This is a genomic window from Stackebrandtia nassauensis DSM 44728, assembly GCF_000024545.1.
Lineage (GTDB): Bacteria > Actinomycetota > Actinomycetes > Mycobacteriales > Micromonosporaceae > Stackebrandtia > Stackebrandtia nassauensis.
The window spans coordinates 456,184-477,306 of the sequence record NC_013947.1; the positions used below are offsets into that span (position 1 = coordinate 456,184).

12 protein-coding genes and 1 tRNA gene are annotated in these 21,123 nt (G+C 62.3%); 4 read left to right on the plus strand and 9 right to left on the minus strand.

Going from position 1 to position 21,123, the window contains the following annotated elements:
• Positions 1 to 19 precede the first annotated feature (19 nt).
• The 6 genes from SNAS_RS02230 to SNAS_RS02255 all read right to left on the minus strand — a co-directional run bounded on the left by SNAS_RS02230 (position 20) and on the right by SNAS_RS02255 (position 6,042).
• The gene (locus tag SNAS_RS02230; protein WP_013015735.1) at positions 20 to 1,237 is read right to left on the minus strand and encodes a tetratricopeptide repeat protein; all 1,218 of its coding nucleotides are present in this window, start codon (positions 1,235 to 1,237) and stop codon (positions 20 to 22) included.
• Positions 1,234 to 2,448, minus strand: a complete 1,215-nt coding sequence (locus tag SNAS_RS02235; protein WP_041625443.1) for an ATP-binding protein — start codon at positions 2,446 to 2,448, stop codon at positions 1,234 to 1,236. The genes SNAS_RS02230 and SNAS_RS02235 overlap by 4 nt, the downstream gene beginning before the upstream one ends.
• A gap of 125 nt (positions 2,449 to 2,573) precedes the next feature.
• Entirely contained in the window at positions 2,574 to 3,293 is a 720-nt protein-coding gene (locus SNAS_RS02240) for an ABC transporter permease (protein ID WP_013015737.1), read from the minus strand.
• 7 nt (positions 3,294 to 3,300) lie between these two features.
• Positions 3,301 to 4,218: an ABC transporter ATP-binding protein gene (locus SNAS_RS02245; protein ID WP_013015738.1), complete on the minus strand. Its 918-nt coding sequence runs from the start codon at positions 4,216 to 4,218 to the stop codon at positions 3,301 to 3,303.
• Entirely contained in the window at positions 4,215 to 5,108 is an 894-nt protein-coding gene (locus tag SNAS_RS02250) for a hypothetical protein (protein ID WP_013015739.1), read from the minus strand. Before SNAS_RS02250 ends, SNAS_RS02245 begins: the two co-directional genes overlap by 4 nt.
• On the minus strand, positions 5,092 to 6,042 hold the full coding sequence (locus tag SNAS_RS02255; RefSeq protein ID WP_013015740.1) for an ABC transporter ATP-binding protein: 951 nt from the start codon (positions 6,040 to 6,042) through the stop codon (positions 5,092 to 5,094). Before SNAS_RS02255 ends, SNAS_RS02250 begins: the two co-directional genes overlap by 17 nt.
• 239 nt (positions 6,043 to 6,281) lie before the next feature.
• Here SNAS_RS02255 and SNAS_RS37095 point away from each other — a divergent pair, with 239 nt between their 5' ends.
• From SNAS_RS37095 to SNAS_RS02270, 3 genes are all read left to right on the plus strand, one after another.
• Entirely contained in the window at positions 6,282 to 7,844 is a 1,563-nt protein-coding gene (locus tag SNAS_RS37095) for a serine/threonine-protein kinase (protein WP_083786998.1), read from the plus strand.
• Complete coding sequence (locus tag SNAS_RS32260) at positions 7,822 to 9,294, plus strand: serine/threonine-protein kinase (RefSeq protein ID WP_013015742.1); 1,473 nt, start codon at positions 7,822 to 7,824, stop codon at positions 9,292 to 9,294. Before SNAS_RS37095 ends, SNAS_RS32260 begins: the two co-directional genes overlap by 23 nt.
• A 24-nt stretch (positions 9,295 to 9,318) precedes the next feature.
• A tRNA-Lys gene (locus SNAS_RS02270) sits at positions 9,319 to 9,391 on the plus strand.
• A 20-nt stretch (positions 9,392 to 9,411) separates the two neighbouring features.
• Here SNAS_RS02270 and SNAS_RS02275 read toward each other — a convergent pair.
• Positions 9,412 to 10,875, minus strand: a complete 1,464-nt coding sequence (locus SNAS_RS02275) for a site-specific integrase (RefSeq protein WP_013015743.1) — start codon at positions 10,873 to 10,875, stop codon at positions 9,412 to 9,414.
• Positions 10,876 to 11,563: 688 nt separating this feature from the next.
• Here SNAS_RS02275 and SNAS_RS34930 point away from each other — a divergent pair.
• A complete protein-coding gene (locus SNAS_RS34930) occupies positions 11,564 to 12,319 on the plus strand; it encodes a hypothetical protein (RefSeq protein ID WP_013015744.1) in 756 nt (251 codons plus the stop codon).
• Positions 12,320 to 12,343: 24 nt separating this feature from the next.
• Here the strand turns inward: SNAS_RS34930 and SNAS_RS02280 are convergent, their stop codons facing one another.
• A complete protein-coding gene (locus SNAS_RS02280) occupies positions 12,344 to 15,397 on the minus strand; it encodes an NB-ARC domain-containing protein (RefSeq protein WP_013015745.1) in 3,054 nt (1,017 codons plus the stop codon).
• Positions 15,398 to 15,825: 428 nt separating this feature from the next.
• Positions 15,826 to 21,015 (minus strand): NACHT domain-containing protein, encoded by a 5,190-nt coding sequence (locus SNAS_RS34935; RefSeq protein ID WP_013015746.1) that lies wholly within the window; start codon positions 21,013 to 21,015, stop codon positions 15,826 to 15,828.
• Positions 21,016 to 21,123: the final 108 nt, after the last annotated feature.

The following is a 21,123-nucleotide window of genomic DNA, read 5'->3' on the forward strand; positions in this document are numbered from 1 at the left end:
CGACGGTGCCCGGGGCGGCTCAGTCGTCCGACGGTGGGCTGATGTGCGCCGGAGTGGACTTGTCGCGCTTCAGGTTGTGCCGCAACCGGTCCCACTGCTTCTTCGGGTGGCCGGTGAAGTCGTCGATGATCCACCACTGGGTGTTGGCCAGCGTGCGGCGCGGCAGCGAGGAGTCGCGGCTCTCGTTGGGGTTGAGGGCGTTGTCGAAGCCGAACGCTGGCCACAGCAGCACTCCGGCGGCCAGGCCGAGCCAGCCGAGCGGTGCGCTTCCGGTGAGCAGCGCGGACACCGCAGCGGCCAGACCGAGGGTCGCCAGCACCGCGGGCAGCGTTATCGACAGTTTCTCCAGCGGCAGCAGCCGTGGCAGCGCCGTCCACGAGAGCTTTCCGCCCCGGTACAGCCAGCTGGTCGCGTGCGCGAGTGTCAGGGCCAGCAGGACGAGGCCGAACCAGCGCGGCCATCCGGTTCCCGACGGGTTCAGCAGCGCCGTGGCCGAGGCGAGCGGCAGGGTCCAGCGGAACGACGCGGCGTAACCCGAGATCGGCCAGCCCATGAAGTACCGGACCCGTTCGGCGCGCCAGTCGTCGTCGGGTTCCAGCACCATCGAGTGGGCGAAACCCGCCAGCGAGGCTCGTGCCCGGCCCAGCATCATGTCGTTGAGCGCCTTGCCGTACCAGTTGATCCCCAGGTGCGGATCGGCCTCAAGGGACGCCCGGTAGTACACGTCGGCCTCGTAGTAGCGGCTCTGCCGCCGCAGCGCCTCCCCGGCCACCTCCAGCAGCGCCGTGTCGCCGGGGAACTCGGTCAGGCCCCGTTCGGTGATCTCGAACGCCTCGGGATGCCTGCCCTCCCAGTTGTAGTAGCGGCCCAGGTCCTCGAAGACCGCGTGTCGCAGTTCCCGGTGCGGGTCGAGTTCCAGTGAGCGGCGGGCGAGTGCGATCGCCTCGTCGCGGCGATCCAGTCGCCACAGGGTCCAGCTGCGCCGCCAGTACAGCACCGGTTCGTTCGGGTCCAGGGCCAGTGCCTTGTCGGTGACCTCCAGGTCCTCGTCGTAGCGTTGCTGACTGAACAGCGTGTAGGACAGCTTGTTGAGCAGGTTGATGTGCTCGGGGTAGGTCACCAGCGCGCGCCGGACCATCCGCTCGGCCTCGGCGAACCGGCCCACGGCCGTGTACCGGTCGACCCGCGCGGTGATGTCCGACGGGGACTCCGTGACGGCTTCGCGTGCCTCGCTCATCCGCGTCTGCGCCGCTTCAGGTAGTCGCGCAGGTCGTCGTAGGTGCCGTCGGAGTTGCCGAAGGCGGTGACGTTGCGGGCGGTGTCCAGCCACGGGCCGGTGGAGGGCTTGACCTCCTTGAGGACCTTGCCGAAGTCGTCCATCGAGATGGGACGGACCTCGCCGCGCACCATCGAGTCCGACAGCGCCAGTTCGGCGGCCGAGTCGACCAGGTGCTTGAGGTCGGCGCCGGAGTAGTCGCCGGTGGCCTCGGCCAGCGCGTCCACGTCGAGTTCGCCCAGCGGACGGCCCGCCAGCTGCATGTTCAGCAGCGCCAGCCGCGCGGGTCGGTCGGGCGGCAGCACCAGCACCATCCGGTCGAAGCGGCCGGGGCGGCGCAGCGCCGAGTCCACGTCCCACGGGTGGTTGGTGGCGCCCAGGACGAACACGCCGTCGTTGCGGGAGTTGACCGAGTCCATCTCGTTGAGGAGCGTGTTGACGACGGTGCGCAGCCAGCTGTCGTGGCGCAGGTGGGAACGCTTCTGCCCCAACGCGTCCAGCTCGTCGAAGAACAGGACGCACGGCGCGTTGAGCCGGGCGGTCGCGAACACCTCGGCGATGTGCCGTTCCCGGTCGCCGACATAGGCGTCCAGGACGTCGGTGATCTCCACGGCCAGGAACTTGGCGCGCAGCTGCCCGGCCAGCGCCCGGGCGATGTAGGTCTTGCCGCAGCCGGGCGGCCCGTACAGCAGCAGGCCACCGGAGGTGGACTTGCCGAAGGCGGCGGCCATGTCGGGGCGGCGCATCGGGCCCAGGAACGCGATCTCCAGCCGTTTCTTGACCGCCTCCATCCCGGCGACGTCGGCGAGTGTGACCGTCGAGGTCTCGATGTCCTCGGTGACCGGGTCGGTGCGCGGATTGACGGTCTCGGCGCTGACCTCCCGCTCGGCGCGGGTCCAGTCGAAGCCGGTCGACTCCTCGGGTTCGGTCGCGGGTTCGTCGGTAATGGGTTCGGGGGTTCCGGACAGCGCGGCGGTGGCGCGTCGTAGCAGTGCCAGGGCCTCGGCGTTGCCGGGTTCCCTGGCCAGTACCACCGAACAGTGCTCCAGGGCCTCGGCGGCCCGGTCGTGGTCCAGCAGGACCTGACTGACGTGCACGCGCAACGGCACGTCGTCGGGGGCCGCCCGCACGGCGGCCAGCAGACTCGCGAGTAGTGGCGGGGGTGACTGCATGCTGGAACTGTAACGATCTTCGGTTACGGCGGCCGCGACCTCGTCGGCGCTTGGCATGAACATGCGAGCAAACGCCACCGGCCCCGCCTCGGCTTCGAGGCGGGGCCGGTGTTGGGGTGGTGGGATCAGGACTCTCCGGCCAGGGTCAGCGACCGCAGCCGTCGGCCGCCGTACCACAGCGCGGCACCGGTGGCCACGACCGCCAGCACGGCGGCGGCGACCACGTTGATCTGCGCGGTGATGGCGTTGGGCGCGACGGTTGAGGCGATGGCCTCGGCCCAGTACTGGACGCTGAGGTTCTTGGCGCCGTCGACGAGACCGGCCACCAGGCTGTCCCACAGCACCACGTAGATCAGCCCGATGATGACGGCCTGCCGGGACAGCACACCGATCATGATGAACAGTGCACAGTAGATGATGCTGGCGATGGCCGCGGCCAGGCCGTATCCGATCGCGACCCCGTCGGACACCCCGGCCAGGATCAGCCCGGCCAGGAAGGTCGGCACCGCGGCGAAGGCCAGTGCCGTCGCCACCGCGACCGCGTACTTCGTCAGCGCGATCTTCCAGCGCGACAGTGGTTTGGTCAGCATGTACACGATGGAGCCGTCGTCGATCTCGGTGCTGATGGCGCCGGTGCCGACGATCAGCGCGATCAGCGGCACGAACGTGGCCATGTTCAGGTTGCCCAGCAGCGGATCGGCGGCGTTGCGGGCCGCCTCGGTCGGCACCATGCCGCGCACCGCCGCCGACAACAGCAGCAACACGATCGGCAGCAGCGCCAGCAGCAGGCCGCGCCAGCGTCGCAGCAGACTAGAGAAGGTGAGGCGGGCGATTGTGGAATTCATGTCGGTGCTAGCTCCTCACCAGGTAGCCGAAGACACTCTCCAGTGACTCGTCGGCGGGACTGACGTCGTAGAGACGGATCTTGTTGTCGCGGGCGATCTTCGGCAACGACACCGTGAACCGTCCGAAGTCACTGGTCTGGACGTGCAGCGCGTTGTCCTCGCCGTCGACCTGCACCGCGCCCACGACGCCCTCGGCGACCAGCGCCGAGGCCAGGCCCCGGTCGTCGTCGCTGCGCAGCGTGTACCGGTGCGGCCGGTCGGTCATGAGCCGCCGGATCGCCCGGTAGTCCCCGGAGGCCGCGTGCCGTCCGGACACCATCACCTCGATGTGGGTGGCCAGCTGCTCGACCTCCTCGAGGATGTGCGAGCTGAACAGCACCGTGCGGCCCTCGGAACCCATACGGCGCAGCATGTCCATCAGCTGCAACCGCTGCCGGGGATCCATGCCGTTGAACGGTTCGTCCAACAGCAGCACCGCCGGGTCGTGGACCAGCGCCGCGGCCATCTTCATGCGCTGCCGCATGCCCTTGGAGTAGGTCTCGATGGCGCGGCCCGCGGCCGGGGCCATCTCGACGGTGTCGATGGCGCGCCTGGCGGCGGCACCCGGATCGGGCAGGCCGTGCAGTTTCGCGTTGGCCAGCACGAACTGTTCCCCGGTGAGGAAGTCGTACATGGCCTCGGCCTCGGGCACCATGCCGATGGTGCGGTAGATCTCCTCGTTGCGCCAGGTCGGTACACCGTCCAAAGTGACGGTTCCCGAGGACGGGCCGGCGAAACCGCCCATCATGTTGAGCAGCGTGGTCTTCCCGGCCCCGTTGGGGCCCAGCAGTCCGGTGATTCCCGGCGCCACCGTCATCGTCACGTCGTTGACGGCGACCACGTGGCCGAACCACTTGGAGACGCGATCTATCTGGATAGTACTCATTGGGAGGACACCTTCCGGTAGCGCGCCATCAACAGCAGGTAGCTCAACACCAGGATCGCGATGGTGACGAGGGTCAGCACCCCGCCGATGGCCAGGTCCGGACGGATGTTGACCAGGGTCTGTTTGGTGTCGAACAGGAATGCCTGCACCCCTTGGTACAGCGTCACCGGCGACAGCATGCCCGCCATGTGCGCCGAGCTGGTCGACCCGAACTCCATCAGGAAGGTCTGGGCGAAGCTGGCGACGCCGAAGCTTCCCATCAGGACGGCGATGATGGCCGCGACACCCAGGCCGCGCCTCGGCGTCACCGAGGCGATGAGCAGCCCCAGCATCGTGAACAGCGCCGCCAGCAGCGCGCAGCCGAACAGCGAGGCGCCGAGGTCCAGTGTGCTGTCTCCGAAGGGGAGTTTGATGAGCAGGTTGGCCAGGTACAGGATCAGCAGCGGCGCGGCCATGAGCGCGAACAGGCCCGTCCACACCCCGGCGATCTTCGCGTGCACGTAGCCGCGGTAGGTCAGCGGCCGTGACAGGTACAGCGGCATGACCCCGAACCGCAGGTCCCGGGACACCGCGTGCGGCGCCTGCACCGCCAGGAACAGCGCCGGAACCGCCTGGACGAACATCGTGTAGTCGCTGATCTCCAGGATCGGCTGCTTCTGGAAGTTCATGATCGCCATGATGATGAAGGCGGGCAACAGGATCGCCCCCACCAGGAACCACGGGAACAGCTTCGCGACGATGCCGCGTCCGATGCCGTAGGAACCGCGCAGCGTCTGCGAGTACAGCGCCTTGGCGATGTTGAAGCTGTCCAGCCGCGCCCCCTCGTAGCGGCGGTAGCCGATGTTGTGGATGACCCCCGAATTCGGCAGACCGTTAACCGGTGACGACATGGTCCTGGCTCCCTTCGGGCGTGTTCTCGGCGAAGATCTCGGCGATGTGGTGCCGGTCGCGCTGCAACCGCACCAGCCCCAGCCCCGCGTGCGCGACGGTGTCGCGAATGGAATCGAAAGTGGACTCGTCGGTGGCGGGCACGTACATCAGCTCCCCGGCCCGGCGCACCCCCAGCCCGCTGGCCTCCAGGCTCGCCTGCGCCCGGTCGGCGGCGTCCGCGCCCCCGGCCGGATCCAGCACCTCCAGGATCAGCGTGTGGGTCTGGCTGGTCAGCTCCCCGGTACTGCGGGACTTCAGCAACCGGCCGCCGTCGATGATGATGACGTGGTCGCTGGTGCGTTCCAGCTCGCCCAGCAGGTGCGAGGTGACCAGCACCGAGATGCCGAACTTCGTGTGGATCCGCCGGATCAGGTCCAGCATCTCGTCGCGCCCCACCGGGTCCAGCCCGTTGGTCGGCTCGTCCAGGAACACCAGCTTCGGGTCGTGGACCAGCGCCTGCGCCAGCTTCACGCGCTGCTTCATGCCGGTGGAGTAGCCGCCCATGCGCCGGTAACGCTCCTCCATCAGCCCGACGTGCCGCAGCGTGTCGGCGGTGCGTTCCCGGGCGGCGCCGGTCGGCAGCCCCGAGATCCGCGCCATGTGCATGACGAACTCGGCGGCCGACACGTCCGGCGGCAGACAGTCGTGCTCGGGCATGTACCCGACGAGCTGGCGGATCTCCGGCCCGTGGCTGGCGATGTCGTACCCCAGGACACTCGCCCGCCCGGCGGTGGGAGTAGACAGACCCAGCAGGATCTTGATGAGTGTGGACTTTCCCGCGCCGTTGGCACCGACCAACCCGCAGACGCCCTCAGGGACGTCCACGGTCAGCTGATCCAGCGCCGTGACTCGCGAGTAGCGCTTAGTGAGCGCTTCAATGGTTATGGTGGACACAGCTTGACGCTACGGCCCCGACACCCTCCGCGCGTCATTCTCGCGGCCGAACCGACCCCGAACCTTCGTCAGGGGTTACCCCGCACCTTCGTGGGGGCCGGGCCCCTAGTTCGGCCCACGCGCTGGCCCACCCGGGCGTCCGTCCCATGTAAAAATGAAGCCTCTAAAAGTTTCGATGGGACAAGACTGTGGTTGAACCAAGGGATCTGGTGGCCAGGCGGTATCTCCTCGAAGAACGCGTGGCCTCCGGAACCATGGGTGAAGTATGGAGGGCGAGTGACACCCGCCGCGCGCGCACCGTGGCGGTCAAGCTCCTGCACGCCGACCTGTCCGAGTCCGCAGCCGCCCGTGTCCGCTTCAAGTCCGAGGCCACAGTGGTGGCCGCTCTCAACTCGCCCCAGATCGCCACCGTGTACGAATACGGCGAGGAACCCGACGGCGACACCGTCCGGTCCTATCTGGTCATGGAATGGATCAAGGGCCGCTCGCTGGCCGAACTGCTCACCCAAAAGCCCAGGCTCCACGTCCACGAGACCGTCCGGGTCATCACCGAGGCCGCCGAGGCCCTGCACGCCGCCCACGTCGCCGGCATCGTGCACCGGGACGTCAAGCCCGGCAACATCCTCATCACCAACGACTTCGCCGTCAAACTGATCGACTTCGGCATCGCCAGCGCCCGCGACGAGTCCACCGGCGACGAGTCCGGCAAGATCCTCGGCACCCTGGCCTATCTGTCCCCCGAACAGATCACCCACTGGCGGCTCACCCCCGGCGTCGACGTCTACGCGCTCGGCATCGTCGCCTACGAATGCCTCGCCGGAGCCCCGCCGTTCGGCAGCGACGTTCCCGCCGAGACCCTGGCGGGCCACCTGTCCCGCACCCCCGCCCCGCTGCCGCCTCGCGTCCCCGAACCTATCGCCGAGGTCATCCTCAAGGCGATCCGCAAACGCGCCGTCAACCGCTGGCAGAGCGCCGCCGAGTTCGCCTCCGCCCTGCGCGAGGCCGCCGCCACCCCGCCCCCGGCGCCCACCTCACCCGCGACCCCCACCCCCGAACCCGCCCCCCGCGCCACATCCGACCCGCGCCCCAAACCCGGACGCCGCCGCATGACCCTCCAGCTCGTCGGCCTGATCACCGTCCTCGCCCTCATCGCGGTCGCCGTCCTGCTGTTGTGGCCATCCCTGTTCTCCGGCCAGTCCGATCAGGACACGATCCCCGACCAACGCGCCGCCGCCGACTCGGGCACCGATGACGAATCCGACGACCCCACCAGCCCCGACGACGAGTCGAGCGAATCCACCAAGAGCGCCGGCAAACCCGGCGACCCGGCGTCCAAATCAGACGAACCCTCCGACGACCCCACCAGTGGCGACGACGATCCCGGTGGCGGCCAAACGGTGCCCGACCTGAAGGGCACCCAGACCTACATGGTCGAGTACACCCTCCAGCAACACGGCTACGAGAACTCCAGCGGCAAGGCGCAATCCGAGAAACCCGGCGAGGAGAACTGCGTCGTCACTGCCCAATCCCCGTCCGCTGGCACGGAAGCCAGCCCCTCCACCACCATCATCTACTACTACCGAGCCCCAGTTTACGGCTGTGGCAACGAATCCCGTATCTCCTCAGTAGACTATCAACCCATGACCACCCCCTCGCAACCCTCGGTGATCCGTGACACAATGAGACGTCGATATGTCTCGAGAAGAGGACTCCGAGGTGACCGGCCCAGACTTGGTGGCGAACCGGTATCTCTTGAAGGAGCGCATCGCATCCGGATCGATGGGAGAGGTTTGGCGCGGTGACGACACCCGCCTGAACCGTCCGGTGGCGGTCAAACTCCTGCACTCAAGCCTGTCCGAAAACAAGCAGTTCCGAGAACGGTTCGCCCGCGAAGCGACCCTGGTGGCGGGCCTCAAGGGCCAGCACGTGGCCACAGTGTACGACTACGGCGAAGAGGACAGCTCCGGCGCCGTCCGCTCCTACCTGGTCATGGAACTCGTCGACGGCAGACCCCTGTCCGAGATCCTCGACGAACGCGGTCCGCTACCGGTACCCGAAACCGTCCGCGTCATCGGCCAGGCCGCCGAGGGCCTGCGCGCCGCCCACGAAGCCGGGATCATCCACCGAGACGTCAAGCCCGCCAACATCCTGCTCACCCCCGACGGCTCGGTCAAACTGATCGACTTCGGCATCGCCCACCTCCGTGGCAAAGCCGGGCTCACCGACTCCGGCATCTTCCTGGGCACCCTGGCCTACGTGTGCCCGGACCAGATCGCCGACGAGGAACCGACCCCCAGCACCGACATCTACTCACTGGGCGTCGTCGCCTACGAATGCCTCACCGGCTCCCCACCCTTCGCGTCCGACGTACCCGCCGCCGTCCTCAACAGCCACCTCTACGAACCACCCCCACCGCTGCCCGAGGAAATCCCCGCCCACGTCTCCCACGCCATCCTCATGGCGCTACGCAAACGCCCCGAACACCGCTGGCAGACCATGGCCGAGTTCGCGCAGGGCATCCGAAACCCCGACACCCCAGCACCCCCGCCCGAACCCACCTCCACACCAGACCCCGAAACCCCCGCCCGCGCCCCCAAACGCAAACTCCAATGGCTCATCCAAGGCGCGATGGCCGTGGTCATCGCCATCCTGTCGATCCTGCTGTGGCAACTGCCCTGGCAAATCCCCGGCTTCCCGGGCCACGGCGACAACGGCGGAAACGGGGGACAACAGTTCCCGGGCATAGTCGCCGAAAGCGACGAACCCGCCCAGGACGACACCCCCGCCCCCGGCCAATCCGAAACCCCCGACGTCGACGACAAGAGCAACAAGAACTCGTCCGACGACTCCACCCCCGAATCCGCCGAAGAAGCCGACACCCCCACCCCCGCGAACGACAACGACGACGGCGGCAACGACGAAACCGCCTCGGTACCCCGCCTCAAAGGCAAGAACCCCAACGACGCCACCGCCCTCCTCAACCAACACGGATTCCACAACCACAACCCGGTCCGCACCGACCCGCAAGACGGCAAAAAACAGTGCGTCGTCTACCGACAATCCCCTCGCCCCAACACAACCGCCAGCACCGACACCACCATCACCTACTACTACCGAGCCGACCCGAAAACCAGCTGCGACGGCAACGACACCCAATCCGACGACGACCCACCCCCCAACCCCCACTCCACCTGGACGCCCCACCCACCCCGCCCCTCCACCACCCCGCATACCCGGCTGCGCCGCCAATAACGAGCAGGTACGCTGTCCGGTCGAGGGCCCTTAGCTCAATTGGTAGAGCTGCGGACTTTTAATCCGTAGGTTCCGGGTTCGAGCCCCGGGGGGCCCACTCGCTTTACCTGCGGATATTCATCCGCGTCGTTTTTTATGTGGACGGTGGTTGCCGCGACGTTGCCGCCGCTTTCTCTTCGAGTTGCCGTGCCGTTTGTCCCGTTTAATCCCCGATGGGGTTTTGGCAATGTCGGAATCAACTGGGCCAGCAGCCACTGAACAGGGCTCGGCCTTGACTTTTGGCTCCCGTCGGCTGGCGGGCTGCCGCAGTCTACGGCCGGTGGCGCGAGCGGTATCGAGGATCAGCCGCGCGGTCGCAGCAGCCGCAGCATGATGCGTCTGCGGCAGCACCGAGGTATAGGTGTCGGCGGTCAGGACGATACTGCCGTGACCGAGTTGCTCCTGAACGGTTTTGAGATCGGCCCCCGCAGTATGCGCGAGGCTCGCCGCGCCATGCCGCAGATCATGCAGCCGAATCGGTGGCAGGTCATGTCGGTCGCAGAGAATCCGGAATCGGCTGGTGAGGTAATCGGGGTGGTGCGGTCGGCCGTCCGGCCGGGTGAACACGTACCCGGTCTCGTGCCAGGCATAGCCGGCGGCCCGCTGTTCACGTCGTTGGCGTTCGGCGTGTTCGCGCAACAGTGCGACGGTGTGCCGGTCCAGCGCCACGATCCGGCGGCTGGATCGACTCTTGGGCGGGCACGTGTAGATCGCTCGGCCGAGCGTCGCCAGCTGCTGCGTGACCATCAGTTGTCGGCGATCCAGGTCGACATCCATCCAGCGCAGTCCGGCGGCTTCGCCACGACGCATGCCACGAAACGCGATCAGCGACCACAACACATACTCTCGATCGCCTTGAACACAATCGAGGAACCGCACCAGCTGAGCCGCGGTCCACACCGCCACCGCCGGCCGAATACCGGTGCGCCGCCACGCCTCCACTCGATCCGCGGTCCACACCACGGCATGCGGCCGGTGCGGGTTGGCCAACTCCACATGCCGGGCCGCATTGCGATCGATGAGGCCTTCCCGAATCGCGCCGTTGAGGGCCGCCCGCAACGTGGCACGGACCCGCTGCCAGGTACCGGCCGCGCACGGCCTGCCATGCCGATTGGGGCGCGCCGCCAGCTCGGCGAACATCTCCGTCAGATGCTGACAGGTCAAGCCCGCGAGACTGACTTTGTCGAGGTAGGGCCCCACCAGGTCGATGTGCAGTTGATAGGAGCGTGCCGTGGTCGGCCGGATCGTTTGGCGATGGGCCAGCCAAAACCGCAACCAGCGCGTCACCGTCCACGTCGACCCGGTGGCCTGCGCTGCCGATTGCTCCACCACCGTGTCTCTGGCGGTGGTCGCTGCGGCACGGGAAGCAAAACCTCCTCGGCGGATCCGATGATGACGTCCCCACAGGTCGACGACTGAGCAGTGGAAGTACCAGCTCCCGTGTCCTCGCTCGGACAGCCGCGGACACTCCGACAACAACCGCTTCCCCGTAGTGCTGTTGCGGCATCCGCACCGTTTGAAAATCACGCCCTTGCCTGCCATGACGAACCCCATTCTGAGTTTGACTATCTACTCAGAGTTCCGCCGCCACAGCCGATGGGAAACCAAGTACACGACAATTCAGCCAGTCAAGAGCCAACTCGAACCAGCCAGCGCCCTGCGTGGCAATCACCGTCAGAGGCTGCACGGCGCCTTTCGTGCGAACCACTATCTGGCCCTTGAACCGGTTCGGCAAATTAGCGACAGGCGCTACGTCCGTCGGCTTGACGCCAACTGAGGTCATTGTGGTCTCAGCAATGTTTCCCTCCACGACAGGCTGAGGTCTCAATGAACGATGACGATTCATGCGTACCTTCACTGGTACCGAAATGCTGGTGTCAGAGACGCCAAGATTTTACAAATACACGAAATGTCTAGCTTGCAAGACTTACACGAGTGTGGCGAACATACGCTGGGCGAATGCTAGGAAAGCAATTCAAGGTGCGAGTCAAGCCGTCCAGCTCACTTGACCATTTGACCAAGAGAGTGATTCTAGCTTTTGCCTTGCCCCGTATTGGAGGAGCTGTCGATGTTGTGGAGGGCGCGGTATTGGGTTCAGTCGGTAGTGGTGGCGCTCTCCGGGTCGGTTGAATTTCGAGGTTCAGCTCACGGTCGAGTGGCGGTCGTGCCCGGAACCGTTTGCGCATCCCAGGTCGAGGAGTCGAGAGCCAAGAGCTGACAGAATAAACACATGATAGACGGTGAACTCCTTGCGATTGCCCAGCAGAAGATCGCTAATTTGCACACAGTGGATCCTGACCGTGTGCCCGTTGACGCTGTGATGGCTCTTTGGGAACTCCATTCAGGAGGCAGCCAACTTGGCAATGTGGAGTCGTGTTATGTGATGAGCGAGTGTTTTGGCTTGCTGGGAGTGCAAACGGAGTTTGTGCCAGTGGCGTTGACTATCGCCCGCTGGCGCACAGAAGAGATAGTCGCGTGCTACGGAAAGATTTCTCCCACCGACCCTCGGGCAGAGTCGTGGCACTTCCTGCTTCGCGTCCGCAAGCTTTCGGCCCTTTGTGATCCCTCTTCTCCGGCCTTGCCTGAGCTAGCGGGTGTCGCAGGGGCGCGCCACGTAGCGCAGTTCCCTGTGGGCGACTGGGACCGCGTCGGCGGCATCGTGGTTGCGCGAGGCGAGACAATGCTGGTGTATCAGCCTGTTAACGCGGCGCCTCACGATGTGTGGCAGCAGTCGGCGACCACGATCGACCGCTTGCATTGTGCAAACCTTGGATCGTGTCTGGCAGCGGAAGTGCTGGATGCCTTGAGGTGGAACAGTCAGGTAGCTCGGCTCGACAGTCAACGGTGGGCGCGCGTGCGATCCATGATTGCGGCCATTGGTGATGCACCGTTGCGAATTACCGATGGAATGCACCGAGCGTTTCAGATGCCCGGTGGCGAAATGATTACCGTTAAAGACCTTGCACGCTCTGACTACACGAGTTGAGCATGTCCAGGGGACCGTCATACTTCAATCTAATGTGTTGTAAGTCTGTTTTGTGTGCCAAGCTCGCTGCAGAAGTGCCAAGCGTGTGTACTCCCACAGTAGACGCCACGAGGGTAGGTCTTCGTTGGTTGGGTGTGGTTCGTTTGCTTCAGGGCGTGGAACCCGTGAGAGCTTCTCGTCGCCTTCGAGTAGGCGGCCGTTAGCGAGATCGTTGATTGCCGCGAGCAGGAGAAACTTTTGGGTGTACTCGTCTGAGGTGCCGGATATTGGTTTGGCGTGCGGCCACGTAAGCAGGTCATCGAGTAGTTTCGCCGCGTGGTCGGAGTCGAGGGTCTCACCAAGCAAGTAAGCAGCTGCGCAACTACAACCAACATTGTGGATCATCATGTTGACGGTGTATGGCAGCATGGGAGTTGCCCCGATTCGCCGCCTGATCTTGTCGTGCTCGGACTTGGCGTCAGCCCACCGCTGAAGGCGGATCAGCACCTCGATGAGAAGCCGACGAGCTTCAAGTTCTTGTGGACCACCAAGAAAGTTGGCCTTGCCGATCAGGTATCGGCAAAGTCGCTCGGCATTCTCGTAGTCGCGACCGGTTTGAAGTTCCATTGTGATTTGGCGGAATGCGTCAAGAGCGTCTGAATGCTCAGTTGACGGCAGTCTGCTGATCAAGTCGGCGAACGCGCTGTTTAGAGTCGCGATCTCTTCATTGTGTTCGATGAGTGATTGTCCTCGGGGGTTGTGGAGCGCGTTCCTCAGCGGTGTAAGGAGCTCCATGGCCCCGTCGGGTTTCTCGAGTGCCAAACGTTGGGCCGACATGAGGGAGTCTTGCAACCAGGGGATGACTTCGTCGATCGTGACGTCGGTGCGGGTTTCCTCGTCGATGAACAAAAGAGACAGTGAAATCTTGATCTGCATCGTGACAAGCTCGCTGTCGAAGTCGTCGTCCTTGACTGGTTCGATCTGGTCAAGTATCGACATCTCCAGACGCCATAGTTGTTCAGCCGCCAAGGTGTTACCGCGGTCGCGTTGCAAGATCGCGAAGTTGCCGAAGAGCAGCAGGATTTGAGGTGATGCCAGCTGCTGGGCGGCGATGTTTTCGACGAGCGCCTCCGCGTGAGTGGACATCAGGTATGACAGTTGAACGTGCCCAGCGTGCAGGCTTGAGGTCATCCAAATGTTCGTGAGTGTCGCCAAACGGTTTAGCAGGTCGAACATGCCTGAGTGTGTCTCGCGAAGGCGTCGGATGACGTCTTGCACGATGGTGTTGACCGCGATGGTTCGCGAACCATCAGCAACCAGTGAATCGAACTCGTGGGGTAGATCTTCGTCGAAGTCGACAAGAGAGAATCGACGAAGTTCTCGGACTGCCTCGAGAAGGTCAGCGGATTCCGGGCCGACAAACATGGGGCCGGCGGTCCTGAAGTCGGGGTTGCGCAGCTCATCGTCGTGGGCAAACAAGGCTCCCGCAGCAAGGTGTATGGGAATTTGGCGTGAGGCGGTATACGCCGCCGCGGTCATCAACGCCAAGGGGGCTAGCTTTTGAAGAGTATGTGGCTCCTCCTTCGTAAGAGTCGCCACGTGATCGAGACACATGTCGATCGCTGCGACGAGCGTGCGTGGGTACCCGACAGGAATGGCCATGTCGTCCGCTAGTGCGCGCTGTTTGAGCCTGTCGAGGTAGTGGTGGGCTTGGTGGATGGGGATTCCGCAGCCGTGCATATATCCGGTCGCCAGTTCAATGGCCAGAGGCCAGCGGCCCATCGCGTTGACGATCCGTTCGAGAAGCCCGATGTGACTGCTGTACTCGGCGTCCGACATGTCCAGGCGCAGTCGCAGGAGTGTGACGGCTTCGTCGCGGCTCATTTGCTCTACCGGAATCGTTGCGGCCTTGCCGAAGCGGGTGGCAGCATCCAGCGCCGTGATGAGTACGTCGCCGCGGCCGACAGCGGGAAGCCATGCACCCAAGTCACGCGCCACCGTGACATTGTCGAAGACTATGAGCCATCGTCCGTTATAGCGGCTTAGCTCGGTGTGGACGGCATCGCGTAGTTCATCCGGAGTTGCTTCCATGATCGAGGCCCGAGTGATGCCGCGAATGTGCGCTAGGACTTGGCGCAACGATGCTGTAAGGGTGGAGGTGGATTCCGCGTCCACCCAACAAATCAGGTCGTACAAGTCTGCGCGGTTAGCGACATAGGCAGCGGCCTGACTGGATTTGCCGATGCCCGACAATCCCACCAATGCCGCAGTGCGCACCCCGGCATCGATAGACGGAGCGAACACGTCGTTGAGCCTCGTGATGATCTCGGGACGAGGAACATCTGGAATGGGCGGAACCCGGCCAACAACGACTCCCCAGTCACGAACCGCAAGTGACTGCGCCAGCACGTGCCCGGGGACAAGCAGACGCTCGCGAAACTCTTGACGTGTCAAGCATGCCGCGCCCTCATCAGCAGCACGTCTCAGGACATCAGAAATGAGAAAGCCAAGAAGCAGGCCCGCGGATTGCTCGCCGAGCCCCTCACGGGCACTAACGCGAAACTGGCGAAGCCGGGAGGCCAGATGGTAACGGATCTCTATGTCGTCGCGGTCATCTACAATGACCCGTGCCCTGCAAAATCGTTCAATGATCGACGGCAGCATTTGGCTGACCTGGCTAGCACGGCTTGGTGCCCCAGCCAAGGTCGCCAAGAGGGATCGACGCAGCTCATCGAAATCGTCGATGGCCTCTAGAGCGGTCACCAAGTCCTTCATGCCGGGACCAGCTTGCGCGTTAGTTATAAGTTGGTATTCCTTCGCATTGACTGCCACAACTAGGTCAAGTAGAATGCCAAATGCTTCGGAGGCACTCATTGTGCTACCGGGTTGACGTGACTTCACCTGGACCGCGACCATACGTTCGCCACCGTCGCCCGTTAGATCGAAGTCAACGGTGTTAATCCCATCGGCGCCGGAGCCACCTTCCACACGCAGCGCCGCTATCGACTCATCGTCGATCCTTTCCAGCAGAGCCTCGAGAGTACGCAAATACTGGTACTGGAAGCCTCGGGCAGCAACCCGCCCACCATCAACAGCCATAACATCACCCTGTTGCAATCCGTCGTGTTTTGTTTGAACGCGAGGCGCCAGCCTGCACCAGGCTTACATGAGGATGAGACGGTGGTGCATTCTGGATGGTGGTTGAGGTTTTTCATGATCACAGCGCACTTTCAAGAGATCGTCTGAAGGCGGAGTTTTTGAATGACGGCGTGGTCGAATGGGATATACGGCTTATTAAGTGCAAGAGTATGCCTTTTGGGTGGTTGGCGTCTTCGACGTTGATGAGGCGAGGTGATGTCGGGGGCGAGGTGGAGGTGAACGCAGGCGACGATCCGGATACCGCTGAGATTGGCGTACGCATCGTTGTGGCCTCTTCGGTTAGCTCATGGAAATCTATGTCAACCGTGTACGCCCGTCAACAGGTTGGTTCTTCGGCGAACCGAAAGGGAGAGGCCCTATTCGAAGCATCAGCGTGAGATGAGGTCCAGTGCGGCGAGACAAAGAGGTCCTTCATGGTTGGTGAAGGGGTTGTGCACGATGGTGTTAGGTGAAGCGGACGCCAATAGATGGCTGATTGCTGTCGCTTCGTGCTGTGCGAGAGCCCCAGCCCGCTTCAAGGCGATGGCAAAGAGGTACATGCGTTGTAGCGGTTGCAGATCTGGATCTGCGGCGATGATCGGATCGTCGGCGTTGGCGAGTATCGGACTGGTTTCGTGGATGGCCATCGGCTCAGCGAGCGCGGATTTGAAGGCTTCGACTGCCTCAAGGTCTATTTGCAGGCGGCGTGTCAGTGGCCGTGTCAGGATTGGTAGGAATAGGTCGGATATGCCCATGTGGATGCGAGCGTGGGCGCGGAGCAAGATGGCGGGCAAATCCTGTGGTGAAGCTACGCTGAGCGCGAGGGTCAGTACCTCCGACAAATCGCGGTACCTCCGTGTCGAAGGTTCGGTTTGGAACCACGATTCAAGCTCGTGGAAGACAGCTTTGGAAATGTTGTCTCCCGGAAACATATGTGTATATATGGCTAGCTTGTTGTTGCTATAGAAGGGGCGTGGACTCGCGCCTTCAGTAAATGCGGCTTTGAAGTCCTCATCGGAGACATTCCAGCTTTCTCTGTCTAGCAACGAGTCTACGATTGGGTCTTGTCGTCGATGCGCATTTTCGCCAAGTTTGCTAACTAGGGCGCGGAGTACCTCCACGTTGCCCTGGTTTTCTTCCTTCGCCCACAGCAAGAAGTTTTGATCGTGGCGTAGTTCAACATCAGCGCCGGCGTCACCTCGGATCATCTCCGCGATCGAAGGGTATCTGGAGGCGACGGTCACGAGCGCTGACATGACTGCTCGGCGTCGTTGGCGCTTAGTTAGACGTTGCCGATCAGACGTACTGATAAGTCGATCGAAGATGTCTTTGCCGAAATGATCGCACAGTTCTACCCAGTTCTCTGCCACAAGATCCACCAGGATCTGGTCCTTTTCATCACGATAGGGGAGGCGAAGACTCACCCCTGGTATCTGACCCGAATGACCGATGGATTCCTGGATGTTGTCGAAGAGCGTGAGGTCTCCAAGCATGAGCATTCCTATCCATGCAAGTTGTCGATGTTCTTCGAGTTGCGGTCCATAGGCGCAAAGGTCGTGCTTAATTTCGAGGCGCAGCCATTCCATTTCAGAGGTCGGTGTATCGGCACCAGTTGTGGTTTCACTGTGCTGCTGGTGGTTCTTGATGGCTTGAACGAGGCCGATAAAGGCAATGCGCCGAACTTCGGTGTCGGGCTCGGTTCGCCACTCCGACAGGACGTTGATGTGCTCTTCTGCAGCTAGCATGCTGCGTGCTAGTTCGAAGGCCAATACTTCGCGCAACTCCGGTTCCAGATGTGTTAGGAGGTCGAGTCCCTTGTTGAAGATTCGTTGGGAGGGTTCGTCGGTTCTTTTGCAGAACGCCTGAAGTATTGCGACTGGAATTGTGTCGGATATACCTGATGTAATGGGTCTTTCATCGTATAGGAGGTTGTCGGCGACTTCCAGAACTGTTGCCTGTTCTGGCCAGGCGGTTATTACGGAGGGGACGTGCCACATCAAGGGGTGAGGTTTCACCGCAGTGCACAGCGTCGCTAGCTCGGTTGCGTCATAGCTTGCTAGCAAGTCGCGTGCGGTTTGCCCTTTGACGCCTACTTTTCGGGCTTCGTCTTTAAACTGTTTCCATGCGTCGGCCACCGCCAGTGCCACAACAACGCGCTTCTCCGAACTCGTAGTTTGGTCTTGCTGGCGAAGCAGGGACACTTGAAGACCGAACCCTTCTTTCGGTCCAAGCACGTCGACGGCAATGCTTGCCAATGGCGCGGCGCGTTCGTACTCGCCGCGAAGACGTGCGATCAGAGCCGTGCTGACCTGCTCGTCATCTAGGTACTGTTCAACTAGTTGTCGCGCTGCAGAGTACGGCCGCCAAGAATTCAGCCCTTGCAGTAGTACCGCCTTGGCATCTTCCGGCGGCAAGGCGGTGGCGAGTCTCGCGACACTGTATGCGCCGGGTTCTCCAATTTTCGTTTCTAGGTACGAGCGAAGTATTGAGGTAAATTCGGGATCGTCGATCCACTGTTGGGGAATTATGTTGGGGTCATATAGGATAAGACCCCGTTCCTCCGGCTGGGCGAGTTCCGCTACGGTCCATTGTTTGAATCGGCTATCGTCGGCGAACTCGTTACAGGCAAGCGTCCACGCAATACGGCGGTCGCCGCCGTTTCGTCCGTTTGTGGTCAGGGTTTCTAGCGCGAAATCGGCGACTTGGACGTCTCCGGTGGCAGCGATGTCAACAAGGTCATCTGCGGGCCACGGCCCGCGGGCCCAATTCTCGTAGTGCAGGAGGGACAGCAGCCAGGCGCGTTCTTCTGGGCGAAACAGTGCAGCTTCACCGTTCGTGGTGGATTTTTGCAGTAGATGCAATGCGACCAGGCGCAGCGGCACTGAAGGCTGGCTCCGGGCCCAGTCAATCAAGCCAGAAGTTTCGGTAGCCTCTGCCCAACCGGTGCCGAGAGCCAGGATGACAGCGGCCTGGGTTGCCGAGGATGGTCCGGTTTGGGCAAGAGATACCAGCCGGTCAATCAAGTGTGTCTGACCTTTGAAGCGCTGCGCGATGGCCAAGGCTGCGTTGACCTTCACACGGTCTTCCGGATGCCGCAGGCCCCATACCAGGTGTTTGAGCGCGCACTCGTCAGCAATGGGCAGTTCGCGCAGTGCCCACATGGTTGCTGCAGGGTTAGGGCGAGGAGCAGTAAGCCACCGTTTCATGGCCGGAAGCAGGTTCTTTCGGGCGAGTTGATTCGTAAGCATGCCGACTAGAGCCGCAATGAGGTTTGCCCGATGATGTAGCGATGGGTGGGTTTCGACCCGTTCTACCAGGTTGTTGATGTATCGGGTTTGGGATTTCGGCGTGAGTTTGACACCGGCGGCGAGGGCCTCGGCGAGAAGCTCGTAACCTTCGATATCTCCCCACATCCGCTCTCCGGCGTCAAGCGCCGCAGCGAGAAGCAACTCCGTTCCATGCGAACTGAGTTGAGCGCTCAACAGTGCGAGGAGTACATCGCGCCATGCCGGATCACCGACAAACTGTTGTACGGCCTCGGATTGTGCGTGAGGAGGTAGCGTCACGAGATACTGACCAGCCATGTGGTCAAGCAGAGTCCGGTGTAGGAAATTGTACGTGCCAGCACCATATGAGACGATCAAACCGAACTCATCTTCGGCGGTGGTAAGGACGTCGTTGGCCAACCTGCGAGCTTCCGCTAGGTCGTAGCCGAGAACATCTTCGTCTGTCATTGACTCTACGATCAGTTTGCGCATCTCCGACTTCGTGACAGTCCCGGAAGGATCTTTGAGGCGAAGTCGATAGGCAACCGCAGAGAACAATGTGGTGGCCTCACTCGCTGGCAGGGGCCCTCCGTCTGCATGTGAAGCACGCCGTCGCATTTGAGGGTGTTTTCCGACCAAAAGCTCAACGAGGTGGTCGTAGATTCTGAACCGTTGCTGCGGCAAAGGCTCGCCCTGCCACGTCGTTGCCAGCAACGACAAGAAGAGTGGGGTGCGGGACAAGTCGTTAAGTTCGGCCGTGGCAGAAAGCTGAGCTAGGAACGGTTCAACGCCGACCCACGGCAGTGGATTGGATGATTTGCTTTTCTCCAATGTGTCTGGTATCAGTAGCTGACTGGCGATGGTGAGGCGCTGTTGGTCGTTCAGAAGCGTGATCTCTGCTTTACCCCATGGCAACCGCCAGTTGAGCCTGTGGAGTGCGTATGGACGCGTGGAGAGGATTGCCGAGGCTTTGGTCTGGCCGAGAAACGTCTCCAGTTTTCCGAGTGCCTGTTCGGCTGCGCCGATATTGCTCCACTCGTCCACACCATCCACGAGCAACAATAGGCGATCGTCGCGAAGGGCATGCTTCACCAATGGCCAGAGGTGATCGGCGCTGTGGGCCTTCAGCCAGGCTTCCATTGCTGATACCACCGAGTTCTCAGTTGATGCTTCAAGGTGGCGACACAAGTATCCAAAAGGCAACCAGATTGGCAAATCGGGGGCATGCTCGCGTTGCAGCGGGATTGATTGCGGTTGAGGTGAAAGAAGGTCAGTTGCGACGAATCGCAGGAGGCTTGACTTACCGGCTCCGGGGCGGCCAACGAGCAACCTGTATTTTCCGTCGGTCAACCATTCATCAGCTTCGACGGTGTCGACTGGGTGTGTCGGGTTGCCAATTGCGCTTCGTAGCAAGTGCCGTGCTGACCTGAAGGATTGACGCTCTATGCCGGGTTGAGATTCAACATATGCCTCCCCATCTGCCAAACCTTGGTCAGGTCGTAGCCTCTCGTCTCGTGCCTGAGATCCGTCTTGCTCAACTACAGATCGTTCGCGATAGGGGGCAACACCTAGGACAATGAACCGCTTGGCGTATTCAGTTTGGTCAGCTGAAGGGCCACTTCCTTGCGAGTAAAAGACGGCCTGATAGAGGCTCCTCAACTCTGACCGCAGAGTTCGCCTGTCCTGGAGCGACAAATGCTCATCGAGAGATCGGGCCGCCTCCATGCCGCAAAATCGCTCAACCCATGGCTTACCGAAAAAGTCATAGACAATGCGAGGATGATCCTTCAACAACGCAGAAGTTTCCTGTACCCCCCACGGAACGAACGTTATCCCCATCCTCGCCAGTCGGCTTGTTTGCTTGCGAATCACCTCGTCGAGTTTCGTGTGCTGCAAGTCGAACGATGTGGCGTAATAGAAGACGGAAGTCTTACTGCACCACTCTCCAGCGACGAAGTCGTCAATGGCCTTCTCAACCTTGGCGGCGGTGAGTTCCTCCACTCGCCGTGATTGCAGAGTGATGTAGTCGCGAGCGTTTGTTTCACTATCCGTCAAGTCCAACGGAAGTCGGGCGTAAGCATCAATACCGGCTTGAGACTGACCAGGAACCCCGAACAGCTTGGCAAATTGAACAGGTTGGACTGTGTGCAACAACCGAAGAAACAGGCGCTCCGCATCAGACCAATCGAGCTCTCTAACTGGCAACACTTGCGACTTGGTGTCAACTGGTGGCGCAGGTACTGGGCCGGTAGGGGCTGCCCACAACAACGCTTCGACGCGATCTTTGCTGTTGGCAATTCCAACATTGGACATCGTTGTCGCCCTTCACCATGACCTGCGGAACCTTCGGTGCCACACAAAGGCTAAACCCTGGCGTGTAAGCGCCTGAACACATGCGTCGCCAGCCGTCGCCACCACCCC